The sequence below is a fragment of the Elusimicrobium sp. An273 genome, from assembly GCF_002159705.1.
Lineage (GTDB): Bacteria > Elusimicrobiota > Elusimicrobia > Elusimicrobiales > Elusimicrobiaceae > Avelusimicrobium > Avelusimicrobium gallicola.
The window spans coordinates 185,573-200,200 of sequence record NZ_NFJD01000001.1 but is presented as its reverse complement, the minus strand read 5'-3'; the positions used below and the strand labels follow the sequence as shown (position 1 = coordinate 200,200).

Genomic DNA, 14,628 nt, shown 5'->3' with positions numbered 1-14,628 from the left:
TTTATTTTAACAATTTTTAGTTTTAAAATCAGCCCCGGTGTATTGGGCAAACCAAGTGCCAAACGGCCGGTTGCTAGGTTTAGCCGCGCGGGTGGAATTTTTTGTGTTTTTCTTTTAAATCGCTCACGTCCAAGTGCGTGTAGATTTGGGTGGTGGTTAAATTGGCGTGCCCCAGCATTTCCTGCAGGCTTCTTAGGTCGGCCCCGCCTTGGAGCATATGGCTTGCAAACGTGTGGCGGAAAAGGTGCGGGTGAAGAGGCTGGGAAATGTTGGCTTTGCGGCCGAGGGCGGACAAGTCTTTCCAGACGGATATGCGGCTGATTTTTTTGCCGTTTTTGTTTAAAAATACTTCCGAGCCTACGTTTTTGTCGGCAAAGTGCGCTTCGCGCACCGCCAGGTATTGTTTGATGCGTTCGCAGGCACGCGGATGAATGGGCACAAAACGCTGTTTGCCGCCCTTGCCAAACGCCAAAACCCACCCTTCCTGCGTGTTGACGTTTTCCAGCCGCAAATTAATCAGTTCGCTTACGCGCAGGCCGGCGGCGTAGAGCAGTTCTATAATCGTTACCGTTCGAATTTCCGCCAGCGTTTCGGCAGGATAAGACAGCAGCCGATCCATTTCTTCGCGCGTGAGCTGGGTGGGGATTTTTTGCGCCAGCTTGGGAGATTTTAAAAAACGGGTGGGGTCGTCTTTTATTTTTTCTTCAATCAGCAAAAATTTGTAAAAACATTTCACCGCTTCCAGCTTGCGAAACACGCTGGAAGGGGCCAGTTTTTCTACTTCGCGCAGCTGGTAGGTGTATTGGTCTAAAAAATCCGGCGTGATTTGCAGGGGATCTTTTTCGTTAGCTTGGCAGTACTCCAGAAAACTTTCCACGTCAGAACCGTAGGACGCTACCGTGTTTTTGGAGAGTTGGCGTTCAAAGGTAAGGTGGTTTCTAAAGTCTTCCAGCAAAAAGTTTTCCATACTTTATTATAAGTTTTTTAAACAGGCGTGCGGAAACTGAAGGACGCAAACCTCGGTAAAAAACGAAAAAAAGCGGGGCTTCAGCAGGTGTCAGACATTCGGGAAAATCATAAAGCAACGGGTTTGCCGAAAAACAGGCTTTCTGGAAAGGCGCTGTAAACAGCGCGGAATCGTGTAACGGAAAAGGAATGGGCGTTTTCACATAAATAAGCCGCCGCACTTTTTGCATGGCCGGCGCAGGAATAAAAAACGCCTCCCGCAGGGGAGGCGTTTTGCTTGCAGAAGATTTACTTTTTAACGGGCTTCTTGGCGTCTTCCGCAGGTTTGGTTTCCGCCGCGTCGGCCTTTTTGCCGTTGTAGTGGTGGCCGAGGTATTTGACGTAGAGCTTGTCTTCAATTTCGGCGGCCAGTTCCGGGTTGTCTTTTAAGTACTGGCGGGCGTTTTCGGCCCCTTGGCCCAGTTTCTCGTCGCCATAGATAAACCAGCTGCCGCTTTTTTCAATAAATCCGGCTTCCACGCCTTTGTCAATAATGCACGCTTCGCGCGAAATACCGTGGCCCAAAATCATGGTAAATTCGGCCTGGCGATACGGCGGCGCCACTTTGTTTTTGGTTACTTTGGCGCGCACGCGGGTGCCGATGATTTCGTCGCCTTTTTTGAGGTTTTCAATGCGGCGCACGTCAATGCGGACGGAAGCGTAAAACTTAAGCGCCAAGCCGCCGGGGGTGGTTTCGGGGTTGCCAAACATCACGCCGATTTTTTGGCGCAGCTGGTTGATGAAAATGATGCTGGTTTTGGTTTTGTTGAGGATGCTGGTCAGCTTGCGCAGGGCCTGGCTCATCAGGCGCGCCTGCAGGCCGACGTGGGCGTCTCCCATTTCGCCTTCAATTTCGGCTTTCGGCACCAAGGCGGCCACCGAGTCCACAATAATCAAATCAATCGCGCCGGAGCGGACGAGCTTCTCCGCAATTTCCAAGGCTTGTTCGCCGGAGTCCGGCTGGGAAACCAGCAGTTCGTCCACATTTACGCCCAGGTTGGCCGCGTAGACGGGATCCAAGGCGTGTTCCGCATCAATAAAGGCCACCGTGCCGCCCATTTTTTGCGTTTGAGCCGCCACATGCAGCGAAAGGGTTGTTTTGCCGCCGGCTTCCGGCCCGTAAATTTCAATTACGCGCCCGCGCGGCAAGCCGCCCACGCCCAGCGCCAAATCCAAGGACAGCGCCCCCGTGGGGATGGCTTCCACGTTTTTCACGCTTCCGCCGCCCAGTCTGCAAATTGCTTCTTTGCCGAACGCTTTTTCAATTTGGCCCAACGCCAAATCAAGCGCTTTTTGTTTGTTTGCGTCCATTCAACAGTTCCTCCCAATCAGGTTAAATCGTTACGGCGTTTTTCTCTTTTACCGCCGCGCCGGAAAAGGTCAATTTGCCGGCATCTTTATCTAAGTCTACCAAAATTTCGGTATGTGCCGGATAGCGGCTGACGAGGATATTCTCCGCCAGCGGGTCTTCCAGCTCGCGCTGCAGCGTGCGCAAAAGCGGGCGCGCGCCGAATTTGACGTCAAAGCCTTTCTCCACCAGAAAATCCTTGGCTTTGGGCGTTAATTTTAAGCTCAATTCCTTGTCCGCCAGTTTGGCGTCCACATCTTTTAACGCCAAGTCCAGAATTTGGCCGATGTTTTCTTTGGAAAGCGAGTGGAACACCACAATTTCGTCAATACGGTTGATAAACTCCGGATTAAACGTTTTTTTCACTTCGTCCATTACGTTTTTGCGCATATCCTGGTATTGCTGTTCTTCGGATTGGTGAGCGGCAAACCCCAAGGTGTTGCCCTTGTTGGTAATTTCCCGCGCGCCGACGTTGGACGTCATGATAATCACGCAGTTTTTAAAGCTGACTTTGTGCCCTAAATTGTCCGACAAAGAGCCTTCATCAAGCACTTGCAGCAGGATATTATAAATATCCGGGTGGGCTTTTTCCAGCTCGTCCAGCACTACCACGCTGTAGGGGCGGCGGCGCACGGCTTCGGTCAGCTGGCCGCCTTCTTCATATCCCACGTAGCCGGGCGGCGCCCCGATCAGGCGCGAGACGGCAAACTTTTCCATGTATTCCGACATATCCAGCCGGATCATGGCGTCCTCGTCTCCAAACAGGAAGGTGGCCAAACTTTTGGCCAGTTCCGTCTTGCCTACCCCGGTGGGGCCCAAGAACAAAAAGCCGCCAATCGGCCGGTGCGGGTTGCCTAGGCCCGTGCGGTTTCTGCGGATGGCCAGCGAAACGGCTTTTACCGCGTCGTCCTGCCCGATGATGCGTTCGTGCAGGTGCTCTTCCATATGTAAAATCTTTTCGGTTTCGCTTTGCGTCAGGCGCGTAACGGGGATGCCCGTCCATTTGGAGGCCACCAGCGCAATGTCTTCTTCCGTTACTTGAGGCACTTCTTTGTCGTGTTTTTCGTGCCACTGCTGTTTAAGGTGTTCCACATACGCTTTTAAGCGGTCTTCGGTGTCTTTGGCGGCGGCGGCTTTCTCAAATTCTTTTTTGGAAAGGGCTTCGTCTTTTTCCTGTACGGCCTGGTTGTATTCCATTTGTTTTTGTTTGATTTCCGGCGGGAATACCGCGTTTTTAAGGCGGGCGCGGGCACCGGCTTCGTCAAACAGGTCGATGGCTTTATCCGGCATGGCACGGTCGGTAATATAGCGGTCGGCAATGGCGGCCGCGGCGCGGATGGCGCCGTCGGTATATTTGACCTTGTGGTGCTGCTCGTATTTGGAGCGGATGCCTTTTAAAATGGTGATGGTTTCGTCTACGTCCGGCGGGTCGGCCACGACGGGCTGAAAGCGGCGTTCCAAGGCGGTGTCGGCTTCAATATATTTGCGGTATTCGTCAAACGTAGTGGCGCCGATGCACTGCACTTCGCCGCGGGCCAGGGCGGGTTTTAACATATTGGAAGCGTCTATGGAGCCTTCCGCCGCGCCGGCGCCGATAATGGTGTGCAGCTCGTCAATAAAAATAATGGCGTCTTTGGCGGAGGCCAGTTCGTCAATAATGTTTTTTAAACGCTGTTCAAACTCGCCGCGGTACTTGGTACCGGCAATGACGGACGCCAAGTCCAGCGCCAGCAGGCGTTTGTTGCAAAGCACGTCCGAAATTTCGCCGCGGGCCATTTTTTGCGCCAGCCCTTCCACAATAGCCGTTTTGCCTACGCCCGGCTCTCCGATAAGAACGGGGTTGTTCTTGGTGCGCCGCGCCAAAATTTGCACCAGGCGTTCTATTTCTTCTTCTCGGCCGATGACCGGATCCAGCTGGTTTTTGGCCGCCAGTTTGGTTAAATCGCGGGTGTATTCATCCAGCGTGGGGGTTTTGGTTTTTTTCTTTTCTAAAGGTTCGCGTTCCCGTCTGGGGGCGGAATTGAGGTTGATTTCCTGCGGCATATCCGGCACGTCTTCATTGAGGTCTCCGGGTGCCGCATCGCCGATAAAGTTAAGCACGGCGTCGCGCACGGCGTCTAAGTTTAAGCCTAAATTTTCCAAAATCCGTCCGGCCATTCCTTCTTCTTCGCGGATCAGGCCCAGCAAAATGTGTTCCGTGCCGATGTGGTCGCTTCCCAGCATTTGGGATTCTTCCACCGAAAATTCCAACACTTTTTTGGCGCGCGGCGTGAACGGAATTTCGCCCAGCAGCATAATGGTGTCGCCAATGCCCACCATTTTTTCTATTTCCAAACGTACTTTGCGAAACGTAACGCCAAGCCCCGTTAAAATCTTATTGGACACGGTGCCTTCTATGGCGCTTAGCCCCAGTAAAATATGTTCGGTTCCTACATAGTCATGATTGAGACGCTTGGCCTCTTCTTGCGCGATGAGAATGATTTTTTGCGCATTTTCGGTAAATCGTTTTGCCATCTTCCTAATACCCCTTTACAGCGATTACTTCCATTATATAAAAATAACACCGCGGCGCGGAGCGGGTTTGACAACTTGAGCGACAGGGCTTTTTTTGCTACAGTAAACCAAACGAGGCACTGCAAGATGAATAAACACGGGTTTACGCTTACGGAGTTGCTGGTCGTGGTGGTCATTATTGGTATTTTGGCGGCAATCGCCGTGCCGTGGTACCAGACGGCGGTGGATGCCAGCCGCTATACCCAGCTGCAGGTGGTGGTTAAATCGGTAAAAGACGGGGTGGAACTGGCCCGGATGATGACGGGAAGTTATCCGGATTCACTGGAAGATTTGGATATCGAGCTGCCGGCCGGGTGCACCCTGCAGACGGATAAAACCGTTGCGCAATGCGGGAAATTTTATATTGATTATCTGGACGGAGACGATGAAAACATCGTAGGGATGATGAATTTTGACACCAATACGTTTACGCCTTCCGGCAATTATGTGGCGTATGTGATGTGGCTGGACTATGCCGCCAATCAGGCCGGGCGGCGCGAATGCCGGGCGGGCGCGTCCAGCAGCCGAATGCAAAAACTGTGTGAAGACCAGCCCGGTACGCCGGACGGTACGGCGGGTGGCAGCTACTGCCCTTCGTGCAAACGCTATTGGCTGAATTAAAAAAGGAAAATTGAAAACGGGCCGGAAGGCTCGTTTTTTGTAGAGGGGCATAAAAGCCGCTGAAACCGGCGCCGTGCGGCTGCACAGACCGAAAGAAGCATAGGGCGGGAGCTTATCTTGCCGGAAACGATATTTGGTATAATACCTTATATATGGAAGAAGCAATTAAACGGGCTCAAAAAATCAAAGCCATTTTAACCGACGTGGACGGTATTTTAACGGACGGAAAAGTAAACTTTTTCGTGCGGGACGACGGTAAAATAGACGAATTTAAATCTTTTCACACGCAGGACGGCATTGCCGTACTGCTCTGCCACAGCGCCCACATTGTGTGCGGCATCATCACCGGCCGGCGCCACCCCACTACGGTGGCACGAGCCAAAAATCTGGGGTTTAAATACATGTACCAAGGGTTTTTGACCAAAATCGGCCCGCTGAACGATATTCTGGAAAAAGAAAACCTGACCGCGGAAGAAGTAGCCTATATCGGAGACGATATCACCGATATCCCGCTGTTGGCCGAAGTCGGCTTTGCCGCCACGGTGCCAAACGCGTTGGACTGCGTCAAAAAACATGCCCATTATATTACAAAACGCGTGGGAGGAGACGGCGCCTACCGCGAAATTATTGATTTTATCCTAAACGCCCAAGGGAAACTGGCCCCTATTTTGGAGCAGGTGGAAGCTTCGGCCTGGACGTCGGGCAAACGCCCGGAAATGGAAGTCATTACCTCGCAGGAAGGCTTGGCGTAAGCATTTGGGGACAACTATGAGAGGAAAATTTATTGTATTGGAAGGCCCCGACCGCTGCGGCAAATCCACCCAAGCCAAAATGCTTTATAACCAGCTGGTGGCGCGCGGGAAAGACGTTATTTTAACGCGCGAACCGGGGGGAACGCCCACGGCGGAGCGGATCCGCCAAATCGTATTGGAGCCGGGGCTGGATGTACGCCCGCTGGCGGAGCTTTTGCTATATGAAGCTTCCCGGGCCCAACATACGCAGGAAAAAATTCTTCCGGCGTTGGCGGAAGGAAAAACCGTCATCTGCGAGCGCTACACCATGTCTACTTGCGCCTATCAGGGGTATGGGCGCGGCATTGCGCTGGAGACGATTGATATTCTCAATAAAATCGCTACCCAAGATACGCAGCCCGATTTAACGCTTGTTTTTTTAATGTCCGACAAGTATTTTACCGAACGCGGCGAGTATTTGTTTTCCGACCGTTTGGAACAGGAAGACCTGGCCTTCCGCCAAAAAATGCGCAAAGGGTATTTGGAAATGATTGACCGCACGCCCCATGCGTATTTGATTGACGCCGATAAAAACATCCGCGATATTCAGGCCCGCGTGTTAAAATTGTTGGAAGAGCACCATATTATAGATTAATGCCGTTTGCCGATATCCTGGGGCAGGAAAAAGCCTCCTCGTATTTAAAAAAGCTGGCCGGAGCGCAAAAAGTTCCGGGAGCTCTTTTGTTTTACGGGCCGGACGGCGTGGGCAAAGCCCGCGCGGCGGTTTTATTTGCGCAGGCGCTCAACTGTCTGGATCCGCAGGCCCGCCAAACGGGGGACGCCTGCGGCGTGTGCGCCAGCTGCCAGGCCATTGCCAAGGGAACACATCCGGATGTTACATTTGTGGATTTTACGTACCAGGCGCGGCTGGAAGTGAAGAAAGATTTTTCCAGCAAGGGTTACGAAGACGAACTGGAAAAAGAAATCGCCAAACAGCAGCACATCAATGTGGATACCATCCGCGACGTAACCGCCAAATCCCAGCAAAAAGCCGTGGGCGGCGGGTGGAAGGTGCTGATTATAGATCAGGCGCAGACCATGCAGGGCGCGGCCGCCAATGCGCTACTTAAATTTATTGAAGAGCCGCCCTATAAAACCGTTTGGATTTTAATTACCAACAAGCGCGCCACCATGCTTAAAACCATTTTGTCGCGCTGTCAGCCGCTGGCGTTTGCGCCGCTTTCGCAGGAAAACGTAACGCAAATTTTAAAAAACACAGGGGCGGACGTACCGGATCCCGATTTATGCGCCCGCTACAGCGGCGGTTCCGTGTCGGGGGCGCTCAAAGCGGCGGAAGCGTTGGAACTGTTGCAAAATGGCCAGTTCGGCACGCCGCAGGGGCCGTGCAGCGTGGCGGCGGGGCTCTCGCGCACATTAGTGGCGGCCCGGCAGGAAGCGCAGGCGGTGCTGGACGTGCTGATTTGCGCGCTTCACCGCCGGTGGACGCAAACGCAAGACCCGCGCGAACAACGCCGGCTGCAGCAGGTGCTCAACCAATTTGAAACCTACAAGCGCAGTATCGGGCGCAACGTATCGCCCGCGTTGGTGCTGGAAACCGCACTGATGAGTTTAGACGGCTTAAACGTGCAGATTTTTTAATACGGAGAACATATGACCAAGAAATTCTATATCACCACCCCTATTTACTACGTCAATTCGGTGCCGCACATCGGCCATGCCTACACCACCATCGCCCAAGATGTGCTGGCGCGCTATAAACGCCAAAAAGGCTTTGACGTACGCTTTTTGACCGGTACCGACGAACACGGCGCCAACATTGAAAAATCCGCCACCGCCGCCGGTGTAACGCCCAAACAATGGGCAGATGAAGTTTCGGACAAATACAAAGCCCTGTGGAAAACGCTTAACATTTCCTACGACGATTTCATCCGCACCACCGATAAAAAACACGAACAGGTGGTACAGGCCATTTTTGAAAAACTGTTAAAAAGCGGCGATATTTATTTGGGTTCCTACTCCGGCAAATACTGCCTCTCCTGCGAGCAATACTACAACGAAAGCGAAATTTTGGAAGGCAACCTCTGCCCCGTGCACAAACGCCCGCTGACCGAAGTGCACGAGGAAACGTACTTTTTTAAACTGTCCCGCTATGAAAAACCGCTGCTGAAATACTATGAGGAACACCCCGAATTTTTAAGCCCCAAAACCCGCGCGCACGAAATTATCAACTTTGTAAAAGGCGGATTGCAGGACTTGTCCGTCACGCGCACCAAAGTGGCGTGGGGCATCCCCGTGCCCAGCAACCCGCACCACACCATTTACGTGTGGTTTGACGCGCTGATCAACTATATTTCCGCCGCAGGATACGGCACCGTCTTGTGCGAAGACAAAACCTTGCACGAAGCGCAGCTGAAACAAATCCGCGCGGACAAATTTGAAGATTTGTGGCCGGCGGACTTGCATATGGTGGGCAAAGAAATTTTCCGTTTCCACACAGTCATTTGGCCGGCAGTGTTAATGGCGCTGGGGCTGCCTCTTCCGAAAAAAGTGTTTGCCCACGGCTGGTGGACGGTGGAAGGGGAAAAAATGTCCAAATCGCTGGGCAACATCATTGACCCCGCCAAAGTGGCCGCGCAGTACGGTGTGGATCCGCTGCGGGCGTTTTTATTCCGCGAGGTGCCTTTCGGGCAAGACGGCGATTTTTCTATGGAAAGCTTTAAAAACCGCTACAATTCCGACTTGGCCAACAACATCGGCAACCTGCTTTCCCGCACGCTTAATATGGCGGCCAAAAACATCGGCGAGCTGCCGGAAAAAATTGAAGGCGACTATCCGCTCCTTGCCAAGTCGGCCGAAGTGGAAAAAGCCATTGATGCCGCTTACGACCAGCTGGCTTTTGACAAGGTGCTTGAAAACATCTACGGCTTTGCCAGCGATTTAAACAAATTGGTGGATACCAAAAAGCCCTGGGAACTTGCCAAAACCGACCCCGAAGCGGCCAAAGCCGTTTTGCTGGAGCTGGTGGCGTGCCTGCGCAAGGTGGCCGTGTGGCTGGAGCCGTTTATGCCTACGGTAGCCAAGGAAATGCAAAAACGCCTGCTGCCGGGAAAAATTGAAAAATATCCGCCGCTGTTTCCGCGGTTGGAAGCCGATAAAAAATAGAGAAAATCTGATGTATAAAAGCGGCCGGTTTTCCCCGGCCGCTTTATTTATGGCTTGTAAAAGGAAAGAAAATAGATTAAACTAAAAAAATGAAAACATTTTTATTAATTGGTTTATTTTTATTGTTGAGCGTTTCGTCCGGTCAGGCAAAAGAAGTGGATGAATTTTTTGCGGCGGTGCGCAACGGCAACAGCCAGCGGGTAGAAGAAATGCTGTCCAAGAACAAAATCTTGGTTTTTACGGCAGACAAACGCGGTATGACGCCTTTTTTGGTGGCGGTGGAAACGCGAAACCTTAAAATGGTGAGTTTGCTGGCGGATTCTTTTTCCCGTTTAGGCAATATCGCCCAACCCGGCAATGCACTGCATATCGCGGTGTCCAATGACGATGAACCAATGGTACGTTTGTTAGTGCGCCTTACTTCGGAAGAAGACCCCGCTTTGACCAAACGCCTGTTGAATATGAGGCGGCGGGGAGATAAAGAAGAAATAAATGACCGCAATACGCCGCTTCATCTGGCAGCTTTAAAATGTAACTTCCGTGTGTATAATTATTTGCTGGAACACGGTGCTAACCCCACTTTGCCAAATTCCAAGGGAAAGACGCCGAAACAAATTATCAGCGCTTGCCCCAAACCGAAGCCCGCAAAGAAACAAGCGGCGAAGCCCGCTTCTTCTGTTCCCGCATCTAAGCCAAAACCGGTTGAGGAACCGCTTATTTTTCCGATCCCCTAATAAAAAACCTGCTTTTAAAAGCAGGTTTTTTATTAGCTTAAATCAATTAAGTGCCAGTCTTTCTGATATAACTCCACCAGTTTTTGCCGAAAACGTGCATGCTCGGGCGCTGTGAGGGAAGGGTCTTGGGAGAGGAGTGCGTCGCGGTCTTCTATGGCCCAGTAGAGGATGTCTTTGTCTTTAAAAATATCCCCGGCTTTAAATTCCAGTTCCCCGCTTTGGCGCGTTCCCAAAATTTCGCCCGGGCCTCTTAGCTGCATATCCCGCTCGCCGATTTTAAATCCGTCCCGCGTCGCGCAAATGATATCCACCCGTTCCTTGGCCACGCTGCCGGGGTGCTGGGGCACCAAAATACAATAACTTTCGTGCTCGCCGCGGCCCACCCGCCCGCGCAGCTGGTGCAGGCTGGCCAGGCCAAACCGCTCCGCATTTTCAATCACCATAACGGTTGCGTTTTTGACGTCTATCCCCACTTCAATCACGGGGGTGGCTACCAAAATATCGGTTTTATGGGCGGCAAAATCCGCCATGACATTTTCTTTTTCGGCTTGGCTCATCTGCCCGTGCAAAATAGCCAGCCGGAACTGCGGAAACACTTTTTTGAGTTTTTCAAATTCTTCCGTAACGGCTTTGGCGGAAATTTTTTCGCTTTCTTCAATTAAAGGGAAAACGATATAGGCCTGCCGTCCTTTTTGAACTTCTTCCCGCACGCGGTCGTAGGCCAGCTTGGAGGTGGCCGACTCGGTGCGAATGGGCTGGCGGCCGGGGGGAAGTTCGTTTAAGGTGGATACTTCCAAATCGCCGTAAAAAGCCAAGGCCAAGGTGCGGGGAATGGGGGTGGCCGTCATGGTCAGCAAATCCAGCTTGGCCGTTTTTTCTTTTAGGCGGCTGCGCTGTTTGACGCCAAAGCGGTGTTGCTCGTCAATAACGGCCAGGCGCAGGTTATGAAATTGTACTTCGTCCTGAATGACGGCGTGGGTGCCCACCAAAATGTCAATTTCCCCTTCTGCCAGTTCTTTTAAAATTTTTTTGCGGGCGGCCGTTTTGGTGCTGGAGGTCAGCACCGCTATATTTACGTTAAGGCCGCTTAGCAGGCGTTTAAATGTTAAAAAGTGCTGCTCCGCCAAGATTTCGGTGGGCGCCATCAGGGCCGCTTGGTAGCCGTTCTCGGCCGCCAACAGCATGGCGCACAGGGCCACCACCGTTTTGCCGGAACCCACATCCCCTTGCAGCAGGCGGTTCATGGGGCGGGGGGAGCATAAGTCTTTAAAAATTTCGTTGATTACTTTTTTCTGGCTGTTGGTAAATTCAAATCCCAGCTGCTGGCGGAAAGGGGTAAGAAGCGTTTTTTTAATTTGGTAAGAATAGTCTTTGGCCAGAATTTTGGTTTGCGTGCGTTTAATGCCCCAGGCCGTGGCCAACAGCAAAAATTCTTCATACGCCAGGCGGGTGCGGGCGTTTTGCAGCTCGGCCAGCGAATTGGGAAAATGCACCGCTTTCAGCGCCTGCGGCGCGCTTAGCAACTTGCGTTTGGACAGCAAGTCCGGCGGCAGAACTTCCGGCTCCCGCTCCAGCGAGCTGGTTTGCAGCGCTTCGTAAACAAACTGGCGAAACTGTTTGTTGGTCAGTCCTTCGGTAAGGCCGTAAATGGGGGTCAGCCGTCCGGCGTGCAGTTTGGTTAGAGCGTCGGCCGCCGGGTAATGCTCGTCCACCGTAATTTTATTGCCGAAAAAATTGTTTTTATCGTCCCGCTTGCCAATCACCCATACTTCCTGATTCATTTTAAAATCTTTTTTAAGCGTGCCGAACGGGTCAAACCGAAATCCGCGGTACATCCGCCGTTTAAACCAGGTACATTCCACGTGTTCGCCCTTTTCGTTTTCCAAAAACGCTTTAAAAATAAGCACGCTGCGGGCCGGTATTTCCTGCGTGCGCAGTACGCGGCCTTTGAATACGACCAGCGCATCGGAATTATATTCGTTGGGGGGCGTATCCAGCCGGCGGTCTTGGTAGGTGCGCGGATAGTAGTGCAGCAAATCTTCCACGGTGTGGATTTCCAAACGCTCAAAGAGTTTGGCTTTGGCCGGGCCGATGCCTTTTAAAAATTGGATTTGGGTGGTTGCCGTCATACGTATATACTTATTTTACAAATAATATATGCTACAATTAAAAAAAAGGAGGGTACTCTTATGGATTTAGAAGCCATTTCCACACAAGTCAGCGCGCACCTGCTGCAGGTGGGCCAGAGCAGTTTGAAGGTGCTGGCGGCACTCGTTGTGGCGGTATTGATTTTGGTAATCGGTTTGTATATTTCCCGGTTTGTGGGATCTTACGTTAAGAAAATTTTAAATAAAATTTCGTTTGACGACAAAACCTCAAAACTCGGCATTAACGAGCTGTGCGTGCGTTTTGGGCTGGGCAAATCGCCTACCTATATTATTTCCTTCGTGCTGGCGTGGGCGGTGATCTTTTATGCCGTGGTATTGGCGGCCGAAGTGCTGCATTTGGATATTATCCGCAATTTGTTTACGCAATTTTTGGAATTTATCCCCACGCTGTTTGTGTCGGTGTTGATTTTGTTTGCGGGGCTGTTGTTTGGCAAGTTGATGGGCAACATTATTGAAAACTCCGCTCAAGCCAACAATTTAAAAGGCGGGTTCTTTATTTCCAAAGCGGTAAACATCTTTATTGTGTTTTTCTGTGCGTTGATTGCGGTGGAAAATTTGGGCTTTGCCAACCAGTTGGTAAATAATGTGGTCATTATTGTGCTGGCTTCTTTGGGGCTTGCCTTTGGCATTGGAGTCGGGCTTGGTTCTAAAGAGCTGGTGGCGGATTTTTTAAGAGAACTCTTTAAAAAAGAAGAAAAATAGACCGCTTGTGCACGGCACCCCCCTTGCAAAAGGGGGGTGGTTTTTTTGAAAAAACCCTATACTATTAGTAACAGTGAATTTGGAGAAAACGAACGGGAAACGGTATGCGTAAGATTATATCTTTATGTTTTCTTTTGGGGTTGGCTCCCGGCCTGTGGAGTGCGCCGTGGGGGGCGATGCGGGATTTTGACCAACCGTTAAAAAACAATTCTCCCGCGATTGCCGCCCCCGCGATGGGGGCGCGCTACCTGATGCCCAAAATTCTGGCGGGCCAGCCGATTCGTATTTATGTTTCCGTGTCCCAAGAAAAAGAAAACCGACTGGACAAATATCAAACCATTATTGCAGAAAACTATAATAAATGGTTTACCGAAACCGCAAGCATTATTCAAGCAAACAAACGCCAGCAGGAATTTGGCGATATCCTGCCCCTTTTGCAAAAAGGCATTCAAGTGAATTTTGTAAATAGGGAGGAAGAAGCAGATATTGTTTTCTTTATCGTTCCTTTTAAGACCATGCAAGAGCATTGCGGCGCCGGGGCGGGCGGGTGTTATTTTCGGGTAGAGTCTCCCGGGGGAAAACCCCGTATTTACCTACCGGAAGATCATTTTTGGCTTAAGCTGTTCTCCGCGGGGAAAGTATCCACCTCGTCGATTGGTTTGCACGAAATCGGGCACTCGCTGGGACTTAGCGACCAATACGAAGAAGCCCGCGACGCTAATACCCACGACCGCTATTCTTCTATGCGCTCGGGGAAAGGCACGATGAAGGACAATTCGTCCATTTCCTGCGACGAGGCGGACGGAATCATTAATTTAATTGATTTGACGCGGCATACCGTTCGCGGTGCCGAGAGCGGGTGGAAAAGTTTATGTCCCCGGTCGGATGAATTTTATGTGCGCGGGCAATCCGCCTCCAAAGGGCCGTTTCTGATTGAACAGAAGGATCACAACGTTTTCGTGCTTCATACCTATAAACAGGGAAAAAGAGTTGCTTCTCAAACCTATACGTTCCAAAAGCAAGGGGCTTTTTTCCCTACGGTTTTCTCTGAAGAGACCGTGTTGAAGCGGGACGCGCTGGGCCGCCCGGTGAAGAGTACGGGCCCCAACGGAGAAGACATTTATTATTCGTATCAGTATGAGCAATACCTTCGCTTGGTGGTGCAAGGAAAAGAGGCTGTATTGGCGGAATTTAACGGTGCCGCGGGCAAAGGACGCAGGAAAATCAGATACAAAACCGTTTTATTTAACCAGAACGACCGCTTGGTAAAAGCGACCGCTGCCTATGGCCGCAACAAAGCAGGCAGCGTGGAATATCAGGAAGCCACCCCCCAAGCAAAATCCTTGCTCTATTTATCGTTTAATTTGGATGAAAAGGGGAATATCAGCCAAAAATATGTCCGTCGGGCCTCCCGACAGAAGGCCGCGGCCGCGGCGCTTCCCGCCGCGCTGGGGGGCAACAAAATCCGTTCTTCGGTAGAAAAAAGCGTGGATGAGAGCCGGCTGGAACAAATACAAAACCAGCTGATTAAGTGGTTTAAAAAAGGGCGTTAACGTTTCGTTTTCCAAAAAACCCGGAGCAGT

The 14,628-nt window shown here is 51.3% G+C and carries 12 protein-coding genes; 8 read left to right on the top strand and 4 right to left on the bottom strand.

Annotated features, from left to right (window positions below):
* Positions 1–79: 79 nt before the first annotated feature.
* The 3 genes from xerA to B5F75_RS00990 all read right to left on the bottom strand — a co-directional run bounded on the left by xerA (position 80) and on the right by B5F75_RS00990 (position 4,867).
* A complete protein-coding gene (gene xerA / locus B5F75_RS01000) occupies positions 80–967 on the bottom strand; it encodes a site-specific tyrosine recombinase/integron integrase (protein WP_087286583.1) in 888 nt (295 codons plus the stop codon).
* Between the two features lie 287 nt (positions 968–1,254).
* Complete coding sequence (gene recA, locus B5F75_RS00995; RefSeq protein WP_087286579.1) at positions 1,255–2,316, bottom strand: recombinase RecA; 1,062 nt, start codon at positions 2,314–2,316, stop codon at positions 1,255–1,257.
* Positions 2,317–2,338: 22 nt separating this feature from the next.
* Positions 2,339–4,867 carry an ATP-dependent Clp protease ATP-binding subunit gene (locus B5F75_RS00990; RefSeq protein WP_087286576.1) on the bottom strand — a complete coding sequence of 843 codons (2,529 nt, stop codon included), beginning with the start codon at positions 4,865–4,867 and terminating at the stop codon, positions 2,339–2,341.
* A gap of 126 nt (positions 4,868–4,993) precedes the next feature.
* Between B5F75_RS00990 and B5F75_RS07640 the strand changes: the two genes are divergently transcribed.
* The 6 genes from B5F75_RS07640 to B5F75_RS00960 all read left to right on the top strand — a co-directional run bounded on the left by B5F75_RS07640 (position 4,994) and on the right by B5F75_RS00960 (position 10,175).
* Positions 4,994–5,527: a type II secretion system protein gene (locus tag B5F75_RS07640; protein ID WP_087286573.1), complete on the top strand. Its 534-nt coding sequence runs from the start codon at positions 4,994–4,996 to the stop codon at positions 5,525–5,527.
* A 152-nt stretch (positions 5,528–5,679) separates the two neighbouring features.
* Complete coding sequence (locus B5F75_RS00980; protein ID WP_087286570.1) at positions 5,680–6,279, top strand: KdsC family phosphatase; 600 nt, start codon at positions 5,680–5,682, stop codon at positions 6,277–6,279.
* 16 nt (positions 6,280–6,295) lie between these two features.
* On the top strand, positions 6,296–6,913 hold the full coding sequence (tmk, locus tag B5F75_RS00975) for a dTMP kinase (RefSeq protein WP_087286567.1): 618 nt from the start codon (positions 6,296–6,298) through the stop codon (positions 6,911–6,913).
* On the top strand, positions 6,913–7,917 hold the full coding sequence (holB, locus tag B5F75_RS00970; RefSeq protein WP_087286564.1) for a DNA polymerase III subunit delta': 1,005 nt from the start codon (positions 6,913–6,915) through the stop codon (positions 7,915–7,917). Before tmk ends, holB begins: the two co-directional genes overlap by 1 nt.
* Before the next feature lie 12 nt (positions 7,918–7,929).
* Positions 7,930–9,441 (top strand): methionine--tRNA ligase, encoded by a 1,512-nt coding sequence (gene metG, locus B5F75_RS00965; protein WP_087286560.1) that lies wholly within the window; start codon positions 7,930–7,932, stop codon positions 9,439–9,441.
* A gap of 89 nt (positions 9,442–9,530) precedes the next feature.
* Positions 9,531–10,175, top strand: a complete 645-nt coding sequence (locus tag B5F75_RS00960; RefSeq protein ID WP_087286557.1) for an ankyrin repeat domain-containing protein — start codon at positions 9,531–9,533, stop codon at positions 10,173–10,175.
* A 32-nt stretch (positions 10,176–10,207) separates the two neighbouring features.
* Here B5F75_RS00960 and recG read toward each other — a convergent pair whose 3' ends face one another.
* Positions 10,208–12,304 (bottom strand): ATP-dependent DNA helicase RecG, encoded by a 2,097-nt coding sequence (gene recG / locus B5F75_RS00955; RefSeq protein WP_087286555.1) that lies wholly within the window; start codon positions 12,302–12,304, stop codon positions 10,208–10,210.
* 60 nt (positions 12,305–12,364) lie between these two features.
* Here recG and B5F75_RS00950 point away from each other — a divergent pair, with 60 nt between their 5' ends.
* Both B5F75_RS00950 and B5F75_RS00945 read left to right on the top strand, forming a co-directional pair.
* Positions 12,365–13,045, top strand: a complete 681-nt coding sequence (locus B5F75_RS00950; protein WP_087286552.1) for a mechanosensitive ion channel family protein — start codon at positions 12,365–12,367, stop codon at positions 13,043–13,045.
* A gap of 104 nt (positions 13,046–13,149) precedes the next feature.
* Positions 13,150–14,598 (top strand): hypothetical protein, encoded by a 1,449-nt coding sequence (locus B5F75_RS00945; RefSeq protein WP_143351216.1) that lies wholly within the window; start codon positions 13,150–13,152, stop codon positions 14,596–14,598.
* The last annotated feature ends 30 nt before the right edge of the window (positions 14,599–14,628 follow it).

What these genes read in the sequence shown, in the direction of transcription:
- recG (WP_087286555.1), bottom strand. Translation starts at nt 12,304, where the DNA reads ATGACGGCAACCACCCAAATCCAATTTTTAAAAGGCATCGGCCCGGCC.
- B5F75_RS00960 (WP_087286557.1), top strand. Translation starts at nt 9,531, where the DNA reads ATGAAAACATTTTTATTAATTGGTTTATTTTTATTGTTGAGCGTTTCG.
- B5F75_RS00980 (WP_087286570.1), top strand. Translation starts at nt 5,680, where the DNA reads ATGGAAGAAGCAATTAAACGGGCTCAAAAAATCAAAGCCATTTTAACC.
- tmk (WP_087286567.1), top strand. Translation starts at nt 6,296, where the DNA reads ATGAGAGGAAAATTTATTGTATTGGAAGGCCCCGACCGCTGCGGCAAA.
- holB (WP_087286564.1), top strand. Translation starts at nt 6,913, where the DNA reads ATGCCGTTTGCCGATATCCTGGGGCAGGAAAAAGCCTCCTCGTATTTA.
- metG (WP_087286560.1), top strand. Translation starts at nt 7,930, where the DNA reads ATGACCAAGAAATTCTATATCACCACCCCTATTTACTACGTCAATTCG.
- B5F75_RS00950 (WP_087286552.1), top strand. Translation starts at nt 12,365, where the DNA reads ATGGATTTAGAAGCCATTTCCACACAAGTCAGCGCGCACCTGCTGCAG.
- B5F75_RS07640 (WP_087286573.1), top strand. Translation starts at nt 4,994, where the DNA reads ATGAATAAACACGGGTTTACGCTTACGGAGTTGCTGGTCGTGGTGGTC.
- B5F75_RS00945 (WP_143351216.1), top strand. Translation starts at nt 13,150, where the DNA reads ATGCGTAAGATTATATCTTTATGTTTTCTTTTGGGGTTGGCTCCCGGC.
- recA (WP_087286579.1), bottom strand. Translation starts at nt 2,316, where the DNA reads ATGGACGCAAACAAACAAAAAGCGCTTGATTTGGCGTTGGGCCAAATT.
- xerA (WP_087286583.1), bottom strand. Translation starts at nt 967, where the DNA reads ATGGAAAACTTTTTGCTGGAAGACTTTAGAAACCACCTTACCTTTGAA.
- B5F75_RS00990 (WP_087286576.1), bottom strand. Translation starts at nt 4,867, where the DNA reads ATGGCAAAACGATTTACCGAAAATGCGCAAAAAATCATTCTCATCGCG.